We start from the raw sequence: 23,486 nt of genomic DNA, 5'->3' as shown, positions 1-23,486 counted from the left end.
CTGCGGCCGTGCAAGGGGCGCGATGATCATCGAGACGGAGCGACCCGGCGCAGGCCGGGCCGACGCGATCGTGCGGGCCTACCTGACGGAAGTCGCGTCGCGGTGGTACGGGCGGGCGGCGACGCCGGCCGAGGTCGACCGGGCGCTCGACGAGGAGCCGTACGACGACCTGCAGGGGGACTCCGGGGTGTTCGTCATCGCGGGTGACGGGGAAGCCGCTGTCGCCTGCGCCGGCGTGCGCTTCGTGGGTGCCGTCGGCGAGCTGACGAAGGTGTTCACGCTGCCGGAGCACCGCGGCCGAGGCGTCGGTTCGGCGCTCCTGCGCCACGTCGAGGACGTCTGCCGGGGACGCGGGATCACGTCGCTGCGGCTGGACACCCGCGCTGAGCTCGCCGAGGCCTGTGCGCTCTACGAACGGCTCGGCTTCGTCCGGGTGGCGCCGTTCAACGACGATCCGTACTCCGACCGCTGGTACGCCAAGTCGCTCACGGGAGCGTGACGACGAGCTTCCGGGCGGAGACACCGGCGCGGAGTTCGGCGAGGGCGTCCGGGATCGCGGCGAGTCCCGATCCGACGACGGACGCGGTCGGGGTGGCACGGTACCTCCCGGTGCGGAGCGCCTCGGGCAGGAAGTCGCGGTAGATCGCCGGGCCGACCTCGGACTCCGTCGGGCGGCCGCCCCAGATCGCGGTGACGTGGACCCCGTGTCGGCGCTCGAGCCGCGCCCGGATCGTCGTCACCGGTGTCGGGTACGCCGACGCGAGCCGACCGGAGCCGGTGGCTGCCCGGACGATCGGGAGCGTGCGGGTCAGCGAGCCCTGGCCGAAGGCGAGGGTGCCGGCGAGCTCCCGGTCGGCGAGTGCCTCGAGGATGCGGCGTTCGGCACCGTCGTCGCGGTAGTCGAACACGGCCTCGGCCCCGAGGTCCTGCACGAACCCGTGGTTCTTCGGCGATGCGGTGCCGATCACGGCGTAGCCGGCGGCCCGGGCGAGCTGGACGGCGTTGGCGCCGACGCTCGTGGACGCACCCCACACCAGGACGACCCCGTCGCGATCGACCGCGTCGACCGTCGGGAGCGACAGCGCGAGCTGGTCCGGCTCGAAGAGACCTGCCGCTGCGGTCGAGACGGCGAGCGGCAGGACCGCCGCCTGCTCGGCGGGCAGGGCATCCGGAACCGGGGTCGTCACACGGTCGAGCAGCAGGACCAGGTGCTGGAAGGCGCCCTCGGCAGCACTGTTCCGGTGCTGTTCCTGCCCCGCGGCGTGCCCGACGACCCGGTCGCCCACGCGGAAGCGCTCGACGTCCGGGCCGATCGCGACGACCGTGCCGGCGACGTCCGATCCGACGACCGCGGGGAACCGCAGCTTCGGGAACACCAGGTGCCGGAAGAGCCCGCCGACGGCGTCGACCGGGTTGACGGCGACCGACTCGGCGCGGACGACGAGTTCGCCGGGCCCGGGCTGGGGGACCGTGGCGGGCCCGACGGCGAACCGCCCGGTCGACGTGGTCCAGAGTGCTGCGTTGCCCGATGGCGACATGGTGTCCCGATCTCTTGCTCGAAGTGAGTCATGACACGACGTGTCATCGCTCAGTCAACCATGACACGACGTGTCATCACCACTACTGTGGACACATGCGTTGGTCTCCGGATGCCCGAGGGCGACTCGAGCGTGCGGCGTTCGAGCTCTTCGCCGAGCAGGGCTACCAGGCGACGACCGTGCCGCAGATCACCGCACGGGCCGGTCTGACGACCCGCACCTTCTTCCGGTACTTCGCCGACAAGCGCGAGGTGATCTTCGCCAACGACGAGATCCCCGACCTCGCCCGGGCTGCCATCGAGGGCGCACCGGCCGGGATCGACCCGCTCGACATCGTCGTGCACGGCCTTCGCACCGTCGCCGACGAGCGGTTCGAGGGGCGGCACGGCGAGGTCGGCTCGGTGCGGCGGCTGGTGCTGTCCGAGTCGTCGCTCCGGGAGCGCGACGCCCGGAAGCGTGCCGACCTGACGGACGCCGTGCGCGAGGCGTTCGTCCATCGCGGGCTCGATCCGTCCGGGGCAGCGGTCATCGCCGAGACGACCGTGATGCTGTTCCACCTGGCCCTCGAGGCCTGGCTCACCGGACCGGCCGAGCGCCGGATGGCCGACGTGGTCGACGAGCAGCTCAGTGCACTCCGTGGGGTGCTCGATCGGCGGCCCGCAGCGTCATGAACACGTCGACGCCGTCGTCGGTGTCGAGCACGAAGCCGTGTCGTTCGTAGAGTCGGCGAGCCGGGCTGCCCACCAGCACGTTGAGCCGCGTCGGGCCGTCGTGGGGCTCGTCGAGGACGGCGCGCAGCACAGTCGAACCGACTCCACGCCCCTGGACGTCGGGCGCGAGGTAGAAGTGTTCGACCCAGCGGACGTCGTCCTCGACCCGCACGGTGACCGACCCGACGTCGCGGCCGTCGACCACGACGATGCGGGTCAGCTGCGACTGGAACGCGTCGCGGAGGCGCTGTCGCACGCGCGTCTCGTCGAACACCCCGAGGCGTGTCAGGTCGTCGCGCAGCACCACGGCCCGGAGCTCGACGAGCCACTCGAGGTCCTCGGTGGTGCTGTCCCGCAGTGCGACGTCCATCCGCTCAGCCTACGAACTCCGGTGCACCGTCATCGACCTCGTACGCTTGCCCGATGGACCGCGACGGCGTCATCGACCTTGTCGCGTCCCACCGTGCCTCGGCCCGTGCACCGATCGTCGTCGGTGTCTCCGGCTACTGCGGATCCGGCAAGTCGACGCTGACGCGCACCCTCGCCGAGGGGCTCCCCGGCGCGGTCCGCATCCGCGGCGACGACTTCCTCGACCCCGTTCGGTCCCACCAGCGGTCCTCCGACTGGGACGGCGTCGATCGTCCCCGTCTGGTGTCGTCGGTGCTCGAACCGCACCGAGCCGGTCGTGCGAGCACGTTCCAGCGGTTCGACTGGTCGGTGCGAGCCCTCGGCCCGGCCGAGCCGCTGCCGCGGACGGACGTCCTGGTCGTCGACCTGATCGGACTCTTCCACCCTGAGGCGCTGCCGCACCTCGACGTCAGCATCTGGTGTGACGTCGACCTCGACACGGCGGTGCGTCGGGGCACGGCTCGTGATCGCGCGCTCGGGCGCAGGCACGATGCGCTCTGGCGGGACGTGTGGATCCCGAACGAGCGTGACTTCGAGGAACGGTACGCACCGAAGGACGCCGCTTCTGTGCGCTACGTGCCCTGACTGCGGAGCGACGTCACCATGCTCCGCAGGATCTGACGTGCCTCGGTCTGCTGGTCCGTGCTCAGATCGGCGAGCATCCGCTGCTCGACCCCGCGGATCGCCGCACTCGCCTGCGCCAGGCTCCGTCGCCCGCTGTCGGTCAGCTGCGTGGGGAGCGCCTTGCCGACCGACGGCTCGGTGGCACGGGTGACGAAGCCGTCCCGCTCCAGGGCCTGCAGCAGGACGTTCATCGACTGCCGGGTCACGAACGTGCCGCGCGCGAGCTCGGAGTTCGACAGGCCGGGTCGCTGCGCCAGCAGTTCGAGGCAGGAGTAGTGCGTCACCGTCATGCCGAGCGGACGCAGCACGGCCTCCATCGACGCCCGGAGGGCGCTCGCGGTCTCCTTGAGCAGGTAGCCGATCGACGTTTCGAGGTGAATACCGGTGTCGTCTTGACGCATGTCAGTAGTCTGACATAGCTTGTGCTGTGTCAGAAGGCTGACACGAACCGAAGGAGCACCACATGCCCGTCACCGGCCCCGACTTCATCTCCCTGCAGACCCGCGACCTCGAGGCTTCACAGGCGTTCTACGAGCGGTACCTCGGCCTCGTCCGCTCGCAGGCCGGCCCGCCGCACGCCGTCGTGTTCGAGACCACGCCGATCGCCTTCGCCCTGCGCGACCTCGTGCCCGGCACGGACCTCGACGCGGCGGCGCAGCCCGGCATCGGCGCCGCGGTCTGGCTGCACGCGACGGACGTGCAGGCGATCCACGACGCGCTGGTCGCCGACGGCCACCGCATCGTCTCGGCGCCGATCGACGGTCCCTTCGGTCGGACGTTCACGTTCGCCGACCCCGACGGCTACCACGTCACGCTCCACGACCGCGCCTGAGCCCGGGAACCGGCCACGCGCCCGGCGCGGGCGACGTGGCGGACGCGGGGCGGGCCTCCAGGCAGGTGCCGGAGGCGACCGTCACGCTTCGTCACGATCCGTGACGGTCGCAGGTGTCCGACGTAGCGTCTCGACCCGTGACCACCAGCAGCGAGCACCGGCAGATCCGCTTCAACGCGTTCGACATGAACTGCGTCGCGCACCAGTCCTCCGGACTGTGGCGGCACCCCCGCGACCGGTCGCGGGACTACCGCGACCTGACCTACTGGACGGACCTGGCGAAGACGCTCGAGCGCGGGGCGTTCGACGGCATCTTCATCGCCGACGTCCTGGGCACCTACGACGTGTACGGCGGCTCGAACGAGGCCGCGCTCCGCACCGGGTCGCAGGTGCCCGTGAACGACCCGATCCTGCTCGTGTCGGCGATGGCGTCGGTGACCGAGCACCTGGGCTTCGGCATCACGGCCGGCACCGCGTACGAGCACCCGTACCCGTTCGCCCGACGCATGTCGACGCTCGACCACCTGACCAAGGGCCGGGTCGGCTGGAACGTCGTCACCGGGTACCTGCCGAGCGCCGCGCGGAACATGGGCCAGACCGACCAGCTGTCGCACGACGACCGGTACGACGTGGCGGACGAGTACCTCGAGGTCCTCTACAAGCTGTGGGAGGGCTCGTGGGAGGACGACGCCGTCGTCGCCGACCGCGAAGCCGGGGTCTTCACGGACCCGGAGAAGGTGCACCCGATCGAGCACCACGGCACGCACTTCGACGTGCCGGGCATCCACCTGTCCGAACCGTCCGTGCAGCGCACGCCCGTCATCTACCAGGCGGGCGCGTCGCCGCGCGGCATCCGCTTCGCCGCGGAGAACGCGGAAGCGGTCTTCGTGGGCGCACCGACCGTCGAGCAGCTCGCGTCGACCGTCGCGAAGGTCCGGGACGCCCTGGAGGCAGCTGGTCGCGACCGGTACGCCGCCCGCGTCTACACGTTGCTCACCGTTATCACGGACGCCACCGACGAACTGGCCCAGGCGAAGTACGAGGACTACCTGTCGTACGCGTCGGAGCTCGGCGCGCTGGTGCTCAACTCCGGCTGGATGGGCGTCGACCTGTCGCAGTGGGACCCGGACCAGCCCCTCGGTGACGTCGAGTCGAACGCGATCCAGTCGGCGGCGGCGAACATCGCGGCAGCGACCGGGGAGGACGGGTCGAAGTGGACGATCCGTGACCTGGCGCGGCAGACGGCGATCGGTGGACTCGGCCCGGTCGCGGTCGGCGGGGGAGCGACGATCGCCGACCGGCTGCAGGAGATCCAGGAGCTGACCGACGTCGACGGCTTCAACCTGGCGTACGCGGTGACCCCGGGCACGTGGGAGGACGTCATCGAGTTCGTGATCCCGGAGCTCCGTGCCCGTGGGGCCTACCCGGAGGAGTACGGGCCGGGGTCGCTCCGCCAGAAGCTGCACGGCCGCGGGGACCGGCTGCCCGACGAGCACCGTGGGGCGTCGTTCAGGATCGGCAGCCGGGCGGTCGTAGGCTGATCGGGTGATCGAGTCGTCCGTGGTCGTGCGTCCTGCGGCCCCGGACGAGACCGACACCTGCATCGACCTGTGGGCCGCGGCCGTGGCTGCCCGTGACGGTGCCGCCGAGGACCCGGCGGTGCGGGAGCGCGCACGGCAGAAGTTCGCGGCGGAGCACGTCGCCTGGCTGGTGGCTCCCGGCCCGGACGGTGCGGTCGACGGCTTCGTGCTCGTGACGGCACCGGGCACCGGTCGGTCGACGGACCCGGCGGACGCCGCCTACCTGTCGTTGCTCGCGGTGCGTCCCGGGGTGCAGGCCCGCGGGGTCGGACGGTCGCTGCTGTCCGAGGCGGTGCACGACGCCCGGGCTGCCGGACACCCCCGCGTGGTCCTGCACGTGCTCGGCGACAACGACCGGGCGGTGCGGCTGTACGAGGCGGGCGGCTTCGTGGCGACGGGCGACGAGTTCGCGCACGCGCTGAGCGGGGTCACCACCCGCGTGTACGTCGCGGGCTGACGCTGGCTACGCGTCCTGACCGCGCACCGGCGTCCACGTCGGGTAGGTCGCCGAGCGCCCGTCGCCGGACGACGTGCGGGTGATCCGGCGCTGGACCCACGGCAGGACGTACTCGCGGTAGTAGCGGAGTTCCTCGCCCAGGCGGGCCCGGGCGGCACCGGGGTCCGCGGGCTCGACCGGCGCAGGGCCGTCCAGGACCGCGTGCAGCGCCAGGTCCGCGACACGCTGGTGCCCGGTGGCGTTCATGTGCAGCCGGTCGTCCGACCAGAACTCCGCGCGGCGCAGGTGCGGGTCGCGGGAGACGTCGACGAACGGCAGACCGCGGCGTCGGGCGAGCGTGCCGAGTGCTTCGGCCCAGGCGTCACCGCGGCGGTTGATCAGGGAACCGAGGGGCAGGCGGGCGCTCGGGTCGGCCGGGCTGAGGAGTGCCAGGCGCGCCCCGGTGGCCTCGACGCGGTCGGCGGCGGCCTCGACCTGCCCGATCAGCGCGTCCACCTCGAAGCGCGGGCGCAGCAGGTCGTTGCCGCCGGCGCAGAAGGTGATCAGGGTCGGCGCCGGGTCGAGCGCGAGTGCGGCCTCGAGTTGACCGTCGAGGACCCCTGCGAGCAGTCGGCCGCGCACCGCGAGGTTCGCGTACGAGACATGGGCGTCCGAGGCGCCCGCCATCGCGCTCGCGAGTCGTCCGGTCCAGCCGGGGAACGGAGCGGGTCCGGCGTCGCCGATGCCCTCCGAGAAGCTGTCGCCGATCGCGACGTAGCGGATGGTGTCGTGCATGCGCCCCATCATCGTGCACATGCCTGTGCAGGTTCCCGGCACCCGGCGCGAGCTTCGTGCGCTTCGTGCGCTTCGTGAGTTTCGTGAGCAGAAATGGTCGGGTCACCGTTCGGCACCCGACCATTTCTGCTCACGAAGGGCTCGTCACCCGCAGCGAACCCTCACAGCACCGACTTCGGCACCCGGTGCAGGGTGACCGCACCGACGGCGGCGAAGGGGTGCAACGGGTCCGGGTCGGTGGAGCCGGTCGGCCCGCCGAGCTTTGAGTCACCGACCGCACTGAGCACGGCGTAGGCGTCCTCGGGGGTCCAGCCGTGCTCGTCGACCAGGAACACGAAGGCGTCCTCGTACCCGCGCCGGACGCTCTCCTGCACGGGGTCGCCGAGGCCGACGAACAGCCAGTCGTCGGCGGTCTCGATGCGGGGTGCGCGGAGCACCGGGCCGCCCTTGACCAGGTCGACGGAGACGATCGCGGTGCCCTGGGCCTCGATGGCGACGAACGACGACTCGCCCTCGGCCATGAGCGCGTGGATGTCGCCGATCGACAGCAGCGCACCGGGGACCCGGACGGGCAGGGACACGGTCGAGCCGGGGCTGGCCTCGGTGACGTCCATGTTGCCGCCCTCGGGGTAGGCCGGCATGATCGTCGAGTTCTCACCCTCGGCCGGGGCCGTCCCGATGCACCCGATCATCGGCCGGACGGGGAACCGGTGCCGGTCGGACACCTGCACCGTGCCGTCCGAGATCGGGCAGCGGCGGGCGAAGACCCGGTCGCCCATGACGTGCTGCAGGGCCCCGGAGCCGGGCAGGGACACGGACCACCCGTGCGTGGTCAGCTCGATGGCGTGGATGGTCACCACGAGGGTGTCGCCGGGTTCGGCCCCCTCGACGAAGACCGGGCCGGTCACCGGGTTGATCGGTGCCTGCAGCTGCGCCATGTCGTGGTGCTGGTCGAGTTCGGCGTAGACGGCGTCGGTGGTCTCGAAGCCGATGGTCTCGCCGGTGCCGGGGCGGACCCGCAGCACGGGCTCCCGGTCGGCCGAGAACCCGGGGCGGCCGAGGGTGTTCGGCAGGAAGTGGTCCGGGGTCATCGGGCGTCCTCCGTCGTCGGTTCTGCTTCGGAGCCGACCTCGGTGGAACGGCCGGTGCGTCGGTAGTACAGGAACACGGCCGCGCCGACGATCAGCCAGATGATCCCGCCGACCTTCGCCTCGACCGCGGCGTTCAGCAGGACGTACCCGATGATCAGGAACCCGATCAGCGGCACGACCAGGTGCAGCAGCCAGTTGCGCGACTTCCCCCTGACGACGTGGTGCACGAAGACGGACACGTGCAGGAGCATGAAGCCGAACAGCGCGCCGAAGTTCACGAGCGACGAGATCGTGTCGATCTGCCCGACGAAGAACAGCACCAGGATCGCGGAGAGCACCGAGACGACGATGATCGCGTTCTGCGGCACCTGGCGTCCGTTGAGCTTGTGCAGGAACGCGGGCAGCTGACGGTCGCGGCTCATCGAGAAGAGCAGGCGGCTCGTCGCGGCCTGTGCGGCCATGGCGTTCGCGATGCCGACGGCGAGCACGTTGACGGCGAAGAACGCGGTGGCCCAGCCGCTCGACGACGCCTGCTCGACGATGGTGAAGAAGGCGTTGCCGGCCTCACCCTTCGGGAACGCGTCACGACCCCCGGCGAGGGCGCTGGCGAGCCATGTCTGCAGGATGAACAGGAACGCCACGATGACGAGCGCCAGGATCATCGCCGTGCCGGCTCCGCCACGACGGCCGGTGGACTCCTCGGACAGCGTCGAGATGCCGTCGAAGCCCAGGAAGCTCAACACCGCGATCGACAGGGCCGAGGCGATGAGCGGCGCCGACACCTTGGCCGGGTCCCAGATCTGCTCGGTGCCGAACGACGCGTCGGGGATCGTGCCACCGGTCAGCGCGACGATCGCGATGACGACGAAGATCGCGACGAAGACGAGCTCGATGAGCAGGAAGATGCGGTTCGCGAGCTTGAGCGAGGACACCCCGGCCAGGTTGATGACCGTGTTGATCGCGACGAACACGAGCGCCCACAGCCAGCGGGGCGTGCCCGGGAAGATGCCGACCATGCTCTCCGCGGCGAACACGTAGAGCAGCGTCGGGACGAGCAGGTAGTCGAGCAGGATCGCCCAGCCGGCGAAGAACCCGGCGGTGGGGTGGATGCCGCGGCCGACGTACGAGAACACGCTGCCGGCGAGGGGGATCGACTTCGCCATCTGCGCGTAGGCCAGGGCGGTGAAGATCATCGCGACGAGGCCGACGAGGTACACCAGCGGCACCATGCCGCTGGAGGCGTTGTAGACGGTCCCGAAGATCGCCCACGGGGCGATCGGGACCATGAAGACCAGGCCGTAGATGAGCAGGTCGGTGGTGGAGACGGAGCGCTTGAGCTCCTGCTTGTAGCCGTAGGCCTCGAGCTGCTGCTGTGCGGAGAGATCGCTGTGCTGCTGCGACATGTCGGGTTCCGTTTCGGGTGGAGGGACGGGTGCAGGGGCGGTGCTGGGGGGAAGGAGAGCGGGTGGTGTCGTCGGGAAGGCGAGTGCGGCTGTGGGGGTGGGACTGCGGCGTGGGAGGCGCTGTGCGGCCGGGAGGCGCGGGGCGGGCCCGCCCCGCGCCTCCAGGCCGAAGGTGGCCGGGTCAGGCGTCGTCGTGCGCGGCCAGGAAGGCCGCGACGACCCGGCGGAACTCCGCCGGCTGCTCCAGGTGCGAGCAGTGGCTCGCGCCGGGGAAGACGTGCTGCCGGACGTCGGCGATCCGCTGGACGAACGGTGCCCACGTGGCGGGCGTGGCCTCGTCGTGCTCGCCGGCGACGACGAGTGTCGGCACTGCGACACGGTCGAGCCGGTCGACGATGGTCCAGTCGCGCATCGTGCCGATGACGTGGAACTCGTTCGGGCCGTTCATCGTGTGGTAGACCGTCGGCTCGCGCTCCATCTGCTCCTCGGAGTCGACGAAGTCCGGATGGCTCGGGACCACGCGGCAGACGTGCCGCTCGTAGAAGACCTGCGTCGCCGCCAGGTACTCGGGGTCGTCGACGGTGCCGGCCGTCTCGTGCCGGGTCAGGGCGTCCTGCACGTCGGCGGGCAGCTGCGCGCGGAGCTCGGCGGCGCCGTCGACCCAGAGCTGCATCGACGCGGGGGAGTTGCAGATCGCCAGCGAGCGGAGGCCCGCGGGCTGCCGCACGGCGATCTCGGCGCCGAGCATGCCGCCCCACGACTGCCCGAGGACGTGGTGGTCGCCGAGCCCGAGGTGCTCGACCAGGGCGGCGTACTCGTCGACGAAGAGCTGCGGCTGCCAGGTGTCGACCGGGGCGTCCGGGCGGTGGCTGCTCCGGCCGCAGCCGAACTGGTCGTGGTGGACGACGGTCCGGCCGGTCTCGTCGGCCAGGGCCGCGAGGTTCCGGAGGTAGTCGTGGGCCATGCCGGGCCCGCCGTGCAGGACGACGAGGGGCAGCGCGCCGGCGACCGGGGTGTCGGGCGTGGTGACCCGGTACCAGGTCTCGCCGTCGCGGAACGGCATCGTGGATTCGGTGATGCTGGACATGGGGGTCAGCATGGAGCGGAAAAAGGTCCCACGCAATACCTTTTCCGCTGCCTTAACGTGGTCGTAACACCGCGAAGGGGGTCCGAGTGTCCGATCGTGCGACCGAGACGCGCGTCGACGAGGTCGAGGACCGCCTCGTGACCGCCGTCGCCGTGGGCGAGTACCTGCCGGGCGCGAACCTGCCGCCGGAACGCGAACTCGCCGGCCTGCTCGGCGTCGCCCGGGTCACCGTGCGCGGTGCGATCGCGCGGCTCGTCGAACGGGGGCTGCTCGAGACCCGTCGTGGCCGGGGCGGCGGCACGTTCGTCCGCACCGAGTGGCCGGACAACTCATCGGACGCCGTCGGACGGGTGCTGCTCGCCCGGTGGGAGGCGATCCAGGACACCGCCGACGCGATCGCGCTGCTGCACGGGGCGCTCGCGACGGCCGCCGCGGAACGGGTCACCCCGGACGACGCCGCCCTGATCCGTGCACGGCTCGAGGTGTTCCGCGACGCCACCTCGGGGCTCGAGAAGCAGCAGGCCGATGCCGTGCTGCACCGGACGATCATCGACGCCGCGCGGAACGACGCCCTGCGGACGGCGCTCGCCGGGTTGGAGGCGCAGATCTCCATCGCCGCTCCGGCGCACCTGTGGGGCACGGCCGAGGGCATGGCGGAGATGGAGACCCGCGCGCTCCACGAGCACGAACTGCTTGTGGACGCGGTGTGTTCGGGGCGGGCGCCCGAGGCGGGCGTGATCGCCCGGCAGCACGTCGGGATCGACGTCGAACTGCTCGAACGGGCCGTGCGGCGGACGGGGCAGGTGCCCCGCCACTGAGAGGACGGTCTGTCGGTCGGTGTGTTGGTCGGTCGGTGCGGCGGTTGGTCGTCAGTGCACGGCGGGTGCCGGCACCGGGTAGACGTCGTCGGGCATCGGCCACGGCGCCCACTTCGGCCGCGGCGCGTACACCAGGTACGGCTGCGGCGTCGGGTAGCTGACGAGCTCGAGCGTCGACCCCCACGGCGTGCGGGTGTAGACGAACCGGTTGCCGGCCCCCGCCTCGTCACCACGCAGGTCGCGCGGGTCGGAGTTCCGGCTACCGCCGGCCGCCTCGACCCGGGCGAGCGTCTCGTCCAGGTCGTCGGCGTACATCGCCAGGTGCTGCCACCCCAGGTCGGACGGGTGTGCGGCGTTCCGCTGCTCGGGCCCCAGGTACTCGAACAGCTCGAGCCCCGGCCCCTCCGGCAGCGCGAGCATCCGCATGGCCCCCTGCGCCATGGTGCTCGGGATGCCGAGGTAGCCGTGCGCCTCGGAACTGCTGTTCGGCGTCTCGTCACGACGCCGCATGTCGTACAGGACGACGGCGTCGAACGCCGCCTCGAAGAACTGCGTGGCTGCGTCGATGTCCGGCACCGTGACGCCCACGTGGTCGATCCTGATTCCCCTGCTCATGGTCGATTCGTACCACCGGCGGTCACCGCGGCTCGGGTCGGGGCGAGGTCCGTGCGGGGTCGGTGCCCATCGATGCGGCAAGCCGCACCGCGGCTCCGCGCGCGGCACCGGGAGCGGTCGGCGCCGGTCTCGACCACCGTCCCGGAACGGTCGTTCCAGGACGGGGTGCGGGACACACGACCGTTACACGAGGGAAACGGCGGGGGCGAAGTCGCTCCGTAGCTTCGTGCTCAAGCACGCACCGCCCCGCTTCCCACTCCCTCGGAGGACGCCATGGCTACCGACATCGCGACACCAGTCGCCGCGCCCCACGCCCCCACCACGACCGCCGCTCCCGCCCCAGCGGGTGCCGGTGTCGTCAAGCCCGGGTACGACCCGGCGCTCACGAACGAGGACCTCGCCCCGCTGCGCGAGCAGCGCTGGACGAGCTACAACTTCTTCGCCTTCTGGATGTCCGACGTGCACTCGGTCGGCGGCTACGTCACCGCCGGGTCGCTCTTCGCCCTCGGGATCGCGAGCTGGCAGGTGCTCATCGCCCTGGTGGTCGGCATCCTCATCGTGCAGGTCTTCGCCAACCTGGTCGCCAAGCCGTCGCAGCGCACCGGCGTGCCGTACCCGGTGATCAACCGCGCGGTGTTCGGGGTGCTCGGCGCGAACGTCCCCGCCATCATCCGCGGCCTCATCGCGATGGCCTGGTACGGCGTGCAGACCTTCCTCGCCGCCCAGTCGCTGAACATCATCTTCCTCAAGTTCATCCCGGCATCGGCGGGGCTGCTCGACCACTCGTTCCTCGGGCTGTCGGCCCTGGGCTGGATCTCGTACGCGATCCTCTGGGTGGCGCAGGGCGCGCTGTTCTGGATGGGCATGGAGGCCATCAAGCGGTTCATCGACTGGGCCGGACCGGCGGTCTACGTGGTGATGATCGTGCTCGCGGTCTACCTGGTCAGCCAGGCGGGCATCGGCAACATCTCGTTCACCCTGTCGGCCGGCGAGCCGCTGTCGTTCGGGGCGTCGATCCCGGTGATGCTGTCCGCGGTCGCCCTGGTGGTCAGCTACTTCTCCGGCCCGATGCTGAACTTCGGTGACTTCTCGCGCTACGGCCGGTCGTTCCGTGCGGTCAAGCGCGGCAACTTCTGGGGTCTGCCGATCAACTTTCTGTTCTTCTCGGTCCTGACGGTCCTCTGCGCCAGCGCGACGGTGCCGGTGTTCGGCAAGCTCATCACCGACCCGATCGAGACCGTGCAGGCCATCGGAGCACCCTTCGCGATCCTGCTCGGTGGCCTGACCTTCGTCACGGCGACCGTCGGCATCAACATCGTGGCGAACTTCATCAGCCCCGCGTTCGACTTCTCGAACGTGGCACCCCGGAAGATCTCGTGGCGGGCCGGTGGCATGATCGCCGCGGTCGGCTCAGTGCTCCTCACCCCGTGGAACTGGTACGGCAACGACCAGGCGATCCTGTACACGCTCGGGGTGCTCGGTGCGCTGATCGGCCCGCTGTTCGGCATCCTCATCGCGGGCTACTACATCGTCGGCAAGCAGCGCATCGCGATCGACGACATGTACTCCACGAGCCGCACCGCCCGGTACTGGTACCGCGGCGGGTTCAACCCGAACGCCATCTGGACCCTCGTGGTCACCGGCGCGATCTCGGTGGCGAGCGCGGTCCTGCCCCCGGCACTCGGCGTGCTGCCGTGGCTGTCGAGCTACAGCTGGTTCATCGGGTGCGGACTGGGCCTCGTCGTCTTCTGGGCGCTCGAGCGTGTCCGGCCGAGCATGCCCGTGCTCGACGCGGAGGACCCCTCGGTCGACGACGGCGCGGCCGTCGGTCGCGCCTGACCGCCGGCGTCGCGGCCCGTCCTCCACAGGGCGGGTCGCGGCGCTCGGTCGTCCACAGATCCACACCACGGCCGGGAGGCCCGCCCCGCCCCCGCCACGATGGTCACCACCCAGCACCACCGGTTCCACCGCTCCACTCGCTCCACCGGAAGGACCCCGATGCGCATCCGCGTCGTCAACCCCAACACCACCGCGTCGATGACGCGAGCGATCGGCGTCGCGGCCCAGGCCGTCGCCGCTCCCGGCACACTGGTCGAAGCGGTCGAACCCTCGATGGGGCCGGCCTCGATCGAGAGCCACTACGAAGAGGCCCTGGCCGTGCCCGGGCTGCTCGAGCAGATCGCGCGCGGCGAGCAGGACGGGGTGGACGCGTTCGTCGTCGCCTGCTTCGGGGACCCGGGGCTCGACGCCGCGCGGGAGCTCGCGACGGTGCCGGTGATCGGGATCGCCGAGGCCGGGTTCCACGCCGCCGCGATGCTCGGCCGCCGGTTCGGCGTCGTCACGACCCTGGCGCGGACGACCGGCCGCGCCCACGAGCTCGCCCAGCGCTACGGCTCCGCCCCGCTCGTCACGGAGATCCGAGCGTGCGAGGTCCCGGTGCTCGAGCTCGACGACCCCGAGTCCGGAGCGCGAGCGCTCGTGTTCGAGGAGTGCCGAGCGGTCATCGACGGCGGAGCCGATGCCGTCGTGCTCGGGTGCGCGGGCATGGCCGACTTCTGCGCCGAGGTCTCGCTGGCCATCGGGGCACCGGTCGTCGACGGCGTCGCGGCGGCCACGGTCCTGGCGGAGTCGGTCGTCCGGCTCGGGTTGTCCACGGGCAAGCGCGGCGAGTACGCCCTGCCGCCGGTGAAGGCGATGTCGGGGCTGCTGGCGGGCTTCGAACGCCACCCGGCGGCGGTCGCAACGGCCGGGGCGGGCGCGTGACGGGCCTCCCGGCGGGCGACACGGCAGACCTGGTCGTCCGCGCGCAGCGAGCCTGGGTCGACGGGGCGTTCCGCCCGGCTGCGGTCGTCGTCCACGACGGCCGGGTCACCTGCGTCCTGCCCGTCGACGCGGTCGTCGACGCCGTGCAGGACCACACCGTGCCGGACGGGCAGGTCCTGCTCCCCGGACTGGTGGACACGCACGTGCACGTCAACGAGCCCGGCCGCACCGAGTGGGAGGGCTTCGCGTCCGCGACCCGGGCCGCTGCGATGGGCGGCGTCACCACGATCGTGGACATGCCGCTCAACTCCATCCCCGCGACGACCACGGTCGAGGCGCTCGCTGTCAAGCGTGCGAGTGCCGAGGGCCGGGTGGCGGTCGACGTCGGGTTCTGGGGCGGAGCGGTCCCCGCGAGTCTCGGCTCGCTCGACGCCCTGCACGATGCCGGCGTCTTCGGGTTCAAGTGCTTCACGGCGCCGAGCGGTGTCGACGAGTTCCCGCACCTCGACCCCGAGCAGCTCCGCGCCGCGATCGCCGAGGTCGCCGGTATCGACGCCCTGCTGATCGTGCACGCCGAAGACCCGGAGCACCTCGTGCCGCACCAGGCGCTCGGCGGTCGGTACGCCGACTTCCTGGCCACCCGGCCCGTCGCCGCCGAGCGGTCCGCGATCGCGCAGGTCATCGACGGCGCGCGGGCGACCGGTGCGCGGGTGCACGTGCTGCACCTGTCCGACGCGGGCGCGCTGCCGATGCTCCGCAAGGCGAAGGACGACGGCGTCCGGATCACGGTCGAGACCTGCCCGCACTACCTGTCGTTCGAGGCGGGCACGATCCCGGACGGCGCGACCGCCTACAAGTGCTGCCCGCCGATCCGCGACGACGCCAACCGCGACGCACTGTGGGCCGGCGTGCTCGACGGCACGATCGACCTCGTCGTGTCGGACCACTCGCCCTCCACCGCCGATCTGAAGACCGACGACTGGGGTCTGGCCTGGGGCGGGGTCGCCGGCCTGCAGGTCGGGTTCCGGGCGGTGTGGACCGAGGCCGAGCGTCGCGGGGTCCCGCTCGATGTGCTGCTGCCGCTGTTCACGACCGGTCCGGCCGCCCTGGTCGGGCTGCGCGACCGCGGGGTGATCGCTCCCGGTGCCGTGGCGCACTTCGCCGTGTTCGACCCGTCCGCCGAGTCCGTCGTCGACGTCGCCGGGCTCGAGCACCGCAACCCGGTGTCCGCGTTCGACGGGCTCCGCGTGCGCGGCAGCGTCACCGAGACCTGGCTCCGCGGTCGCCGCATCGCCACGGCTGGTGGCGGCGTGGTCTGCGTCGAGGGGCAGCTGGCCGGACGGCCCGTGCTCGCGGCGGAAACACCCCTGTAACGATCGTTCCGGTATCGTCGGATCAGGAACGGAAGGAACCACCATGCTCCCAGTGAACCCACCAGCCCGTCTCCTCATGGGGCCCGGTCCGATCGACGCCGACCCGCGCGTGCTCCGTGCCCTGTCGACGCCGCTCGTCGGCCAGTACGACCCCTGGATGACCTCGACGATGAACGAGACGCAGGCGCTCTACCGCCGCGTGTTCGGCACCCGCAACGATGCGACGCTGCTCGTGGACGGCACCTCGCGCGCGGGGATCGAAGCGGTGCTGGTGTCACTGCTCGCCCCGGGTGACCGCGTGCTCGTGCCGGTGTTCGGTCGGTTCGGGCACCTGCTCGCCGAGATCGCAGGCCGTGCCGGCGCCGAGGTCCACACCATCGAGACCGACTGGGGTCAGGTCTTCACGCCGTCCGCGATCGAGTCGGCCATCGCCCGCGTCCGGCCGAAGGTGCTGGCGGTCGTGCAGGGCGACACCTCGACCACGATGAACCAGCCGCTCGACGAGCTCGGTGCGATCTGCGAGCGGTACGGCGTCCTGCTCTACACCGACGCCACTGCGACGGTCGGCGGCAACCCGCTCGAGGTCGACGCCTGGGGGCTCGACGCCGTGAGCGCCGGGCTGCAGAAGTGCCTCGGCGGCCCGTCCGGCAGTGCACCCGTCACGCTGTCGCCGAAGGCCGTGGCCGTGCTCGACGAGCGGCGGAGCGTCGAGGCCGGCATCCGCGAACCCGGTGACGACGTCGCCGACGAACCGATCCGCTCGAACTACCTCGACCTCGCGATGATCCTCGACTACTGGGGCCCGCGCCGCCTGAACCACCACACCGAGGCCGCTTCGATGCTCTACGCCGCCCACGAGTGCGCTCGCATCCTGCTCGAGGAAGGCCGCGACGCCGTCGTCGCCCGCCACCAGACGGCCGGGCGCGCGATGCTCGCCGGGGTGCAGGCCCTCGGGCTCCCGGTCTTCGGTGACGTCGCCCACAAGATGCACAACGTCGTCGCCGTCGAGATCCCGTCCGACGTCGTCGGCGATCAGGTGCGCGGCGCGATGCTCGACGACCACGGGATCGAGATCGGCACCTCGTTCGGGCCGCTGCACGGACGCGTCTGGCGCATCGGCACGATGGGCTACAACGCCCGGAAGGACACCGTCGTCACGACCCTGGCCGCGCTCGAGCACACCCTGCGCCGGGCCGGGCACGCGGTCCCGCACGGCGGCGGTGTCGATGCCGCCCTCGACGTCTTCCGCGACGACACCGCAGCGGTCGCTCCCGCCGGGGCGGAGGTGCTCGCGTGAGCGCCGTGCCCGTCCTGAACGCCACCGCCGTGGGAGCCGCCGACGCCGAACTCGTCGCCCGCTGGTGCGACGAGCTCGCCGCCCTCAGCGCAGAACCCGGCCGCATCACCCGCGTCTACCTGTCACCCGAGCACGCCCGGGCGAACGCCCTCGTCGCGGGCTGGATGCAGGACGCCGGACTGTCCACCTGGCAGGACGCCGCCGGCAACCTGCACGGCCGGGCCGCGGGCGCGACGCCCGACGCCCCCGTGCTGCTGCTCGGCTCGCACCTGGACACCGTGGTCGACGCCGGCCGGTACGACGGCGTCGTCGGGGTGCTCATGGCGATCCGCACGGTCGCCCGGCTCACCGCCGACGGTCCGCTGCCCGTCGCGCTCGAGGTCATCGCGTTCTCCGACGAAGAGGGCACGCGCTTCGGCAAGGCCCTGCTCGGGTCGTCCGCGGTGGCCGGGGTCTGGGACGACGCCTGGTGGGACCTGGCCGACGGTGACGGCGTCACGCTCCGGCAGGCCTTCACCGACTTCGGCCTCGACCCGGAGCGCGTCAGCGACGCCGCGGTCGACCCGGCCTCGGTGGTCGGCTACCTCGAGGCGCACATCGAGCAGGGGCCGCACCTCGAGCAGGCCGGGCAGGCCCTCGGGGTCGTCACGAGCATCGCGAGCGCCCGCCGGTTCTCGGTCGAGGCCGTGGGAGAGGCCCGGCACGCCGGCGGCACACCCTACGAGCGCCGGCACGACGCCCTGCTCGCCGCTGCCGAGGCCGCGCTCGCGGTGGAACGGATCTGCCGGGCATCGCACCAGGTCGGCACCGTCGGCACGATGACCGTCGAACCCGGAGCCGTCAACGTCGTCCCCGGGCTCGCACGGTTCTCCGTCGACCTGCGCGGCGAGTTCGACGACGAGCGCGACGAGGTCTGGGACGAACTCACCAAGGCCTTCACGCTCATCGGTGAACGGCGCGGGGTGAGCGTCACCCCGACCGAGGTGCACCGTGCACCCGCGGTGTTCTGCTCGCCCCGGCTGATGGACGCCGTCCGCGCCGGGATCGCGTCGACGGGTGAGACCGCGCCGATGGAGCTGTTCTCGCGAGCCGGCCACGACGCGATGTCGCTCGGACTCGTGACCGACGTGGCGATGCTGTTCCTCCGCAACCCCGACGGCATCAGCCACCACCCCGACGAGTTCGTGTCGACGCCGGACATCGCCCTCGGCCTCGACGCCCTGGCCGTCGCCGTCGACCGGGTGGCCCGCGCATGAGCACCGCCGGCCCCGACGTCCGCGCCCGGATCGACTCCGTGTGGGAACAGCTCTCGCCCGCCGAACGACGGGTCGCCGCCATGGTCCGCCACGACCCGGAACTCCTGCTCGTCGGCACCTCCGCCGAACTCGCGGCCGAGTCCGGCACCTCGAAGGCCACGGTCTCGCGACTCGTGCGGTCGCTGGGGTTCCAGGACGCCGCCGAGGTCCGGCAGAACCTGATGTCCGCACGGGGCTCGGGCCTGCCGTGGGTCGCCGAGGACGCCGCCCACGTCGACCAGCGCGCGGTCGAGGCGCGGAACCTCGACGCGGCCTTCGCGTCCCTCGGTCGAGCGGATCGCCCGCGCCTGGCCCGTCGGATCGTCCGTGCCCGCCGCGTGCTCGTCCTCGGTGAACGCGGCGCGTACCCGATCGCGCTGCAACTGCGGTCCCAGCTGGCGCAGGTGCGGTCCGACGTCCGGGTCGGCCCGTCGCCCGGGCAGCGGCTCGGCGAAGAGGTCGCCGACCTCGACCGGCACGACCTCGTGATCCTGGTGACCGTGCGTCGGCACACCGCCGGGGTCGAACGGATCGTCCGGCACTGCGTCGACTCCGGGGCGGACGTCATCGTCCTCGGCGACCCGACGGCCGCGGTCATCGCCGCCCCCGCCGCCACCGCGATCCTCTGCCCGGTCGACTCGCCGTCGGCGTTCGACTCGATGGCCGCGCTGTTCGCCGTCGTCGCCGCGATCACGAACGACGTCTACGACGCCTCGGGCCCGGGTGGCCGGGTACGGGTCGACGCCGTCGCCGCCGCCTACGACGCGCTGGGGGAGCTCGCTGCGCCCTGATCGCCGTCGGATCCGGCGCGCTGGTCGGCACGCAGTTCGGCGGCGAGCGAGGCGTTTCGGTCGGCGATGAGCCCCGGCATGTACCGGGCCAGCGCGAGCACCTCGGCCAGGCGGCCCAGCGGGCCGAGCGGTGCGCGGAACGTGATGGTGTCGACCATGCGCGTGCCGCCGGCCGACGGCTCGAAGCGGTGCTCGTGGTGGAACCGGGCGAACGGCCCACGCACCTGTTCGTCGACGAACCAGTGGGGTGCCTCCAGGGCGGTGATCCGGCTCGTCATCCGCCACACGATCCCGAAGTGCCGCGCACGCCAGGTGACGGTCTCGCCCAGGCCGATCGTGCCGGCCGTCGTGCCGGCGACGGCGCGTTCGTCGGTCGCGGCCATCGATCGCTCGTGCGCGCCGATGTCGAGCGACAGCGCGAAGGCGCGCTCCGGCGGAACCGGCAGGTCCGTCACGACCCGGAACGAGACGGTCACGACGTCGGCCAGACCATCGGGGCGGACCGGTCGTCGTCGGCGTCGCCGAGCTCGGGGGCCGAGAGCACCAGTCGCTCGGTGCGGAGGGTGACGGGCTGCACGGTTCGAGCCTAGCCACGACGGCGCGGGCGGTAGCGTCGGGGGATGACGTTCGACGCGCTCCCGTTCCCGGTCATCGACGGCCACAACGACCTGCCCTGGGAGCGCCGTGACAGCCACGACTCCGGCGTCGAGGGCATCGACACCGAGACCGACTCGCTGCACACCGACATCCCGAAGCTCCGTGCCGGCGGCGTCGTCGGGCAGTTCTGGTCGGTGTTCGTGCCCGCGGACGACCCGGACCCCGTCACGACGACGCTGCAGCAGGTCGACCTCGCACACCGGATCATCGAGCGCTACCCCGACGACCTCGCGCTCGCCCGCACCGCCGCCGAGGTCCGTGCCGCCGTCGACTCCGGCCGGATCGCGTCGCTGCTGGGCGCCGAGGGCGGGCACTCGATCGGTGACGACCTCGCGGTCCTCCGCACCCTGGCCCGGCTGGGGGTCCGCTACATGACGCTCACCCACAACGACGACACCCCCTGGGCCGACTCCGCGACCGGGAAGCGGGCGCACGGCGGCCTGACCGACCGCGGTCGGCAGATCGTCGCCGAGATGGAGCGGATCGGCATGCTCGTCGACCTGTCCCACACCGCACCGGCCACCATGCGGGACACCCTCGACGTGGCGACCCGGCCCGTCGTGTTCAGCCACTCGTCGACCGTCGCGATCGACGACCACCCGCGGAACGTGCCCGACGACGTGCTCGCCCGGTTGGCCGACAACGGCGGCGTCGTGATGATCACCTTCGTGCCGAAGTTCGTGTCGCGGGCGTGGGCGGACTGGGAGGAGTCGGGCATGGCCGGCGAACCGCCCCTGGTCACGGTGTCGGACGTGGCCGACCACGTCGAGCACGCCCGCGACGTCGCCGGTGTGGCGCACCTGGGCCTCGGCGGCGACTACGACGGCACCCCGGTGCTGCCGCCGGACCTGCGGGACGTGTCGCGGTACCCGGTGCTCGCGGCGGAGCTCGTCCGGCGCGGCTGGGGCGAGCCGGACCTGCGTGCTCTGGCCGGCGGCAACGTGCTGCGGGTGCTCGAGGCGACCGACGAGCGGTTCGCCCGGACGGCGTTCGTGCGCTGACGCGGTGGGGCGAGTCGCAAAGCGACTCTCCTCGGCGCTGGTCGTGCTCACTCCCGCGAAAGCGACAGGTGTCCGCAAACCTTCCGCGGGCATCTGTCGCTCTCGCGGTGGGTTCGCGGAGGCGTGGCCCGAGGAAGCGGCAATTGGTCCACAGCGTGTGGACCAATTGCCGGGCGCGCACGCGCCGTCACGGACAGGACCGCCTGGGGTCCGGTCGCTAGGATCGGGCGCACACCGCGCCTCCAGGAAGAGCGATGCGCGACCTGAGCTGCGAAGGACGGACCGGATGAGCGGCACCATCTACGAGAACATCTCCCAGGCGTTCGGCAACACCCCCCTCGTCAAGCTGAACCGGCTGCCGAAGGCGGGCGGCGCCGAGGTGCTCGCGAAGCTCGAGTTCTACAACCCGGGCGCCAGCGTCAAGGACCGTCTGGGCGTCGCGATCATCGACGCCGCTGAGGCCTCCGGCGCGCTGCAGCCCGGTGGCACCATCGTCGAGGGCTCGTCCGGCAACACCGGCATCGCCCTCGCGCTGGTCGGTGCCGCCCGTGGCTACCGGGTCGTCATCACGATGCCCGAGACGATGAGCGTCGAGCGCCGTGCGGTCATCCGTGCCTACGGGGCCGAGATCGTCCTGACCCCCGGGCCCGAGGGCATGAAGGGCGCGGTCGCCAAGGCCGAGTCGATCGTCGCGGAGACCCCCGGCGCGATCCTCGCCCACCAGTTCGAGACGGCTGCGAACGCCGAGATCCACCGGAAGACCACGGCGGAGGAGATCCTCCGCGACACCGAGGAGCACGTCGACGTGTTCGTCGCAGGTGTCGGCACCGGCGGCACGATCACCGGTGTGGGGCAGGTGCTCAAGGAGCGCGTGCCCGGTGTGCAGATCGTCGCCGTCGAGCCGAAGGACTCGCCCCTGCTCACCGAGGGCAAGGCCGGTCCCCATAAGATCCAGGGCATCGGCGCGAACTTCGTGCCCGAGGTCCTCGACCAGAGCGTCATCGACGAGGTGTTCGACGTCGAGCTCGACGACGCGCTGCGCGTTGCCCGTGCCCTGGCGACGCAGGAGGGCATCCTGTCGGGCATCTCGTCCGGCGCGATCATCCACGCGGCCCTCGAGATCGCCGCACGCCCCGAGAACGCCGGCAAGCGGATCGTCGCCATCGTGTGCGACACCGGAGAGCGCTACCTGTCGACGGTGCTCTTCGAGGGGCTCACTGCGTGAGTCGTCCTCTTCGACGAGGCGTGCTGCGGACCATCCGGGAGGACCTGTCCGCAGCACGCCGCGGTGACCCCGCTGCCCGGGGTGACCTGGAGAACGCGATCGTCTACTCCGGGTTGCACGCCATCTGGACGTACCGCGTGACCCACCGTCTCTGGAACGCGCAGGGGCTGCCCGGGTCCCGGTTCGCGGCCCGCCTGCTCGGGCAGGTCGCACGGTCGGTCACCGGCATCGAGATCCACCCCGGCGCGCGCATCGGCCGTCGGTTCTTCATCGACCATGGCATGGGCGTCGTGATCGGCGAGACCTCGGTCATCGGTGACGACGTGCTCGTGTTCCACGGCGTCACCCTGGGCGGACGCGGCGGAGACCACGGGCCGGGAGCCCGACGGCACCCGGTGGTGGGGGACCGCGTGGTGCTCGGCGCCGGGTCGTCGCTGATCGGGGCGATCACGATCGGTCCGGACTCCGTCGTCGGTGCCAACACGGTGGTCACGAAGGACGTGCCGGCGGGGTCGGTCGTCACGGGCGTCGCCGGGACTCCGCGTCCCCGTTCCGGGCACGAGGGCGTCCCGACGCTCTGAGCGCGTCGCACCGCCCCGGGTCCGGCCGCGGGCGCACGCCGGGGCGTTCCGGCCACGCAAGACACCGGTGTTCACGCATCGCACCCCGGCGTGCGGGTGTTCAGGACGCGAACACCGGTGCCTTGGCGGTGTCACCGAGCGAGCGAGAGCGTCAGCTCTTCTCGCAGGCGATGCCGTCCTTGTCGCGGTCGAGCTTGGTGTTCGCCTTGTACAGGGCGTCGTCCTTCTTCACCGTGCCCTTGAGCGCACGGTAGGTGGTCTTGCCGCCGGAGACGACCTTGTTCTTCGTGACGGACTTCTTGGCGATGCCGCCGGAGTACACCTTGTGCACCGCGGTGCAGCTGGCGTAGGACTTCGGCGCGGCCTGCGCGGTCGAGGTCCCGCCGACGACGACGGTGGTCGCGAGGACGGCGGTGGCGGCGGCGATGCCGAGGGTACGGATGATGCGCACGGGTTCCCCCTGGAACTGGTGGTGATCGCGCGAGCGACCGCCGCGTCGGGTGCGCGGCGTGGTGATCATACGACGTGATCGACACTCACGACCTGCCCCCGAACGGGGTGCGCTG

Annotated in this window: 26 protein-coding genes; 16 read left to right on the top strand and 10 right to left on the bottom strand. The window is 71.8% G+C overall.

Annotated features, from left to right (window positions below):
* Positions 1 to 22 precede the first annotated feature (22 nt).
* Complete coding sequence (locus tag DEI96_RS13230) at positions 23 to 499, top strand: GNAT family N-acetyltransferase (protein WP_111022151.1); 477 nt, start codon at positions 23 to 25, stop codon at positions 497 to 499.
* Here DEI96_RS13230 and DEI96_RS13225 read toward each other — a convergent pair.
* Positions 486 to 1,538 carry a zinc-binding alcohol dehydrogenase family protein gene (locus DEI96_RS13225; RefSeq protein ID WP_111022152.1) on the bottom strand — a complete coding sequence of 351 codons (1,053 nt, stop codon included), beginning with the start codon at positions 1,536 to 1,538 and terminating at the stop codon, positions 486 to 488. The genes DEI96_RS13230 and DEI96_RS13225 overlap by 14 nt on opposite strands.
* A 95-nt stretch (positions 1,539 to 1,633) precedes the next feature.
* Here DEI96_RS13225 and DEI96_RS13220 point away from each other — a divergent pair, with 95 nt between their 5' ends.
* Positions 1,634 to 2,209, top strand: coding sequence for a TetR family transcriptional regulator (locus DEI96_RS13220; protein WP_111022153.1), 576 nt, complete (start codon positions 1,634 to 1,636; stop codon positions 2,207 to 2,209).
* On the opposite strand, the gene DEI96_RS13215 is transcribed toward DEI96_RS13220, so the two are convergent.
* Entirely contained in the window at positions 2,163 to 2,618 is a 456-nt protein-coding gene (locus tag DEI96_RS13215; RefSeq protein ID WP_111022154.1) for a GNAT family N-acetyltransferase, read from the bottom strand. The two genes, DEI96_RS13220 and DEI96_RS13215, sit on opposite strands and share 47 nt — an antisense overlap.
* Positions 2,619 to 2,671: 53 nt before the next feature.
* Here DEI96_RS13215 and DEI96_RS13210 point away from each other — a divergent pair, with 53 nt between their 5' ends.
* Entirely contained in the window at positions 2,672 to 3,241 is a 570-nt protein-coding gene (locus DEI96_RS13210; RefSeq protein ID WP_111022155.1) for a uridine kinase family protein, read from the top strand.
* Here DEI96_RS13210 and DEI96_RS13205 read toward each other — a convergent pair.
* Positions 3,229 to 3,681, bottom strand: coding sequence for a MarR family winged helix-turn-helix transcriptional regulator (locus DEI96_RS13205; RefSeq protein WP_111022156.1), 453 nt, complete (start codon positions 3,679 to 3,681; stop codon positions 3,229 to 3,231). The genes DEI96_RS13210 and DEI96_RS13205 overlap by 13 nt on opposite strands.
* A gap of 62 nt (positions 3,682 to 3,743) precedes the next feature.
* Here DEI96_RS13205 and DEI96_RS13200 point away from each other — a divergent pair, with 62 nt between their 5' ends.
* The 3 genes from DEI96_RS13200 (at position 3,744) to DEI96_RS13190 (ending at position 6,149) form a co-directional block, all read left to right on the top strand.
* A complete protein-coding gene (locus DEI96_RS13200) occupies positions 3,744 to 4,112 on the top strand; it encodes a VOC family protein (protein ID WP_111022157.1) in 369 nt (122 codons plus the stop codon).
* 137 nt (positions 4,113 to 4,249) lie between these two features.
* Positions 4,250 to 5,653, top strand: coding sequence for an LLM class flavin-dependent oxidoreductase (locus tag DEI96_RS13195; RefSeq protein WP_220039095.1), 1,404 nt, complete (start codon positions 4,250 to 4,252; stop codon positions 5,651 to 5,653).
* 4 nt (positions 5,654 to 5,657) lie between these two features.
* Positions 5,658 to 6,149, top strand: a complete 492-nt coding sequence (locus tag DEI96_RS13190; RefSeq protein ID WP_111022158.1) for a GNAT family N-acetyltransferase — start codon at positions 5,658 to 5,660, stop codon at positions 6,147 to 6,149.
* Between the two features lie 6 nt (positions 6,150 to 6,155).
* Here the strand turns inward: DEI96_RS13190 and DEI96_RS13185 are convergent, their stop codons facing one another.
* The 4 genes from DEI96_RS13185 to DEI96_RS13170 all read right to left on the bottom strand — a co-directional run bounded on the left by DEI96_RS13185 (position 6,156) and on the right by DEI96_RS13170 (position 10,504).
* Entirely contained in the window at positions 6,156 to 6,923 is a 768-nt protein-coding gene (locus DEI96_RS13185; RefSeq protein ID WP_258372671.1) for an SGNH/GDSL hydrolase family protein, read from the bottom strand.
* A 161-nt stretch (positions 6,924 to 7,084) separates the two neighbouring features.
* A complete protein-coding gene (locus DEI96_RS13180; protein ID WP_111022159.1) occupies positions 7,085 to 8,014 on the bottom strand; it encodes an acetamidase/formamidase family protein in 930 nt (309 codons plus the stop codon).
* Positions 8,011 to 9,417: an APC family permease gene (locus DEI96_RS13175; RefSeq protein ID WP_111022160.1), complete on the bottom strand. Its 1,407-nt coding sequence runs from the start codon at positions 9,415 to 9,417 to the stop codon at positions 8,011 to 8,013. Before DEI96_RS13175 ends, DEI96_RS13180 begins: the two co-directional genes overlap by 4 nt.
* Positions 9,418 to 9,598: 181 nt before the next feature.
* Positions 9,599 to 10,504, bottom strand: a complete 906-nt coding sequence (locus DEI96_RS13170; protein WP_258372673.1) for a proline iminopeptidase-family hydrolase — start codon at positions 10,502 to 10,504, stop codon at positions 9,599 to 9,601.
* An 86-nt stretch (positions 10,505 to 10,590) separates the two neighbouring features.
* Here DEI96_RS13170 and DEI96_RS13165 point away from each other — a divergent pair, with 86 nt between their 5' ends.
* Positions 10,591 to 11,322: a FadR/GntR family transcriptional regulator gene (locus DEI96_RS13165; RefSeq protein ID WP_111022162.1), complete on the top strand. Its 732-nt coding sequence runs from the start codon at positions 10,591 to 10,593 to the stop codon at positions 11,320 to 11,322.
* Between the two features lie 51 nt (positions 11,323 to 11,373).
* On the opposite strand, the gene DEI96_RS13160 is transcribed toward DEI96_RS13165, so the two are convergent.
* A complete protein-coding gene (locus DEI96_RS13160) occupies positions 11,374 to 11,937 on the bottom strand; it encodes a VOC family protein (RefSeq protein ID WP_111022163.1) in 564 nt (187 codons plus the stop codon).
* A gap of 273 nt (positions 11,938 to 12,210) precedes the next feature.
* On the opposite strand from DEI96_RS13160, the gene DEI96_RS13155 reads away from it, so the two are divergent.
* The 6 genes from DEI96_RS13155 to DEI96_RS13130 all read left to right on the top strand — a co-directional run bounded on the left by DEI96_RS13155 (position 12,211) and on the right by DEI96_RS13130 (position 19,456).
* The gene (locus DEI96_RS13155) at positions 12,211 to 13,776 is read left to right on the top strand and encodes an NCS1 family nucleobase:cation symporter-1 (protein WP_111022164.1); all 1,566 of its coding nucleotides are present in this window, start codon (positions 12,211 to 12,213) and stop codon (positions 13,774 to 13,776) included.
* Positions 13,777 to 13,935: 159 nt separating this feature from the next.
* A complete protein-coding gene (locus DEI96_RS13150; protein WP_111022165.1) occupies positions 13,936 to 14,700 on the top strand; it encodes an aspartate/glutamate racemase family protein in 765 nt (254 codons plus the stop codon).
* Positions 14,697 to 16,073, top strand: coding sequence for an allantoinase AllB (gene allB, locus DEI96_RS13145; RefSeq protein WP_111022166.1), 1,377 nt, complete (start codon positions 14,697 to 14,699; stop codon positions 16,071 to 16,073). The genes DEI96_RS13150 and allB overlap by 4 nt, the downstream gene beginning before the upstream one ends.
* Before the next feature lie 43 nt (positions 16,074 to 16,116).
* On the top strand, positions 16,117 to 17,370 hold the full coding sequence (locus DEI96_RS13140; RefSeq protein WP_111022167.1) for a pyridoxal-phosphate-dependent aminotransferase family protein: 1,254 nt from the start codon (positions 16,117 to 16,119) through the stop codon (positions 17,368 to 17,370).
* Complete coding sequence (locus DEI96_RS13135) at positions 17,367 to 18,626, top strand: allantoate amidohydrolase (protein WP_111022168.1); 1,260 nt, start codon at positions 17,367 to 17,369, stop codon at positions 18,624 to 18,626. Before DEI96_RS13140 ends, DEI96_RS13135 begins: the two co-directional genes overlap by 4 nt.
* Positions 18,623 to 19,456: a MurR/RpiR family transcriptional regulator gene (locus DEI96_RS13130; protein ID WP_110863476.1), complete on the top strand. Its 834-nt coding sequence runs from the start codon at positions 18,623 to 18,625 to the stop codon at positions 19,454 to 19,456. Before DEI96_RS13135 ends, DEI96_RS13130 begins: the two co-directional genes overlap by 4 nt.
* Here the strand turns inward: DEI96_RS13130 and DEI96_RS13125 are convergent.
* Positions 19,423 to 19,932 (bottom strand): SRPBCC family protein, encoded by a 510-nt coding sequence (locus tag DEI96_RS13125; protein WP_111022169.1) that lies wholly within the window; start codon positions 19,930 to 19,932, stop codon positions 19,423 to 19,425. The two genes, DEI96_RS13130 and DEI96_RS13125, sit on opposite strands and share 34 nt — an antisense overlap.
* Before the next feature lie 144 nt (positions 19,933 to 20,076).
* Between DEI96_RS13125 and DEI96_RS13120 the strand changes: the two genes are divergently transcribed.
* The 3 genes from DEI96_RS13120 to epsC all read left to right on the top strand — a co-directional run bounded on the left by DEI96_RS13120 (position 20,077) and on the right by epsC (position 22,920).
* Positions 20,077 to 21,114 carry a dipeptidase gene (locus DEI96_RS13120; RefSeq protein WP_111022170.1) on the top strand — a complete coding sequence of 346 codons (1,038 nt, stop codon included), beginning with the start codon at positions 20,077 to 20,079 and terminating at the stop codon, positions 21,112 to 21,114.
* A gap of 286 nt (positions 21,115 to 21,400) precedes the next feature.
* Positions 21,401 to 22,339, top strand: a complete 939-nt coding sequence (gene cysK / locus DEI96_RS13115; RefSeq protein WP_111022171.1) for a cysteine synthase A — start codon at positions 21,401 to 21,403, stop codon at positions 22,337 to 22,339.
* A 20-nt stretch (positions 22,340 to 22,359) separates the two neighbouring features.
* Positions 22,360 to 22,920 carry a serine O-acetyltransferase EpsC gene (gene epsC, locus DEI96_RS13110; protein ID WP_110863472.1) on the top strand — a complete coding sequence of 187 codons (561 nt, stop codon included), beginning with the start codon at positions 22,360 to 22,362 and terminating at the stop codon, positions 22,918 to 22,920.
* Positions 22,921 to 23,071: 151 nt separating this feature from the next.
* On the opposite strand, the gene DEI96_RS13105 is transcribed toward epsC, so the two are convergent.
* Complete coding sequence (locus DEI96_RS13105; protein WP_220039096.1) at positions 23,072 to 23,371, bottom strand: excalibur calcium-binding domain-containing protein; 300 nt, start codon at positions 23,369 to 23,371, stop codon at positions 23,072 to 23,074.
* Between the last annotated feature and the right edge of the window lie 115 nt (positions 23,372 to 23,486).

The organism is Curtobacterium sp. MCLR17_031 (assembly GCF_003234775.2).
Lineage (GTDB): Bacteria > Actinomycetota > Actinomycetes > Actinomycetales > Microbacteriaceae > Curtobacterium > Curtobacterium flaccumfaciens.
Note: the sequence above shows the minus strand (reverse complement) of the source record. Positions and strands in the feature narration are given on the sequence as shown.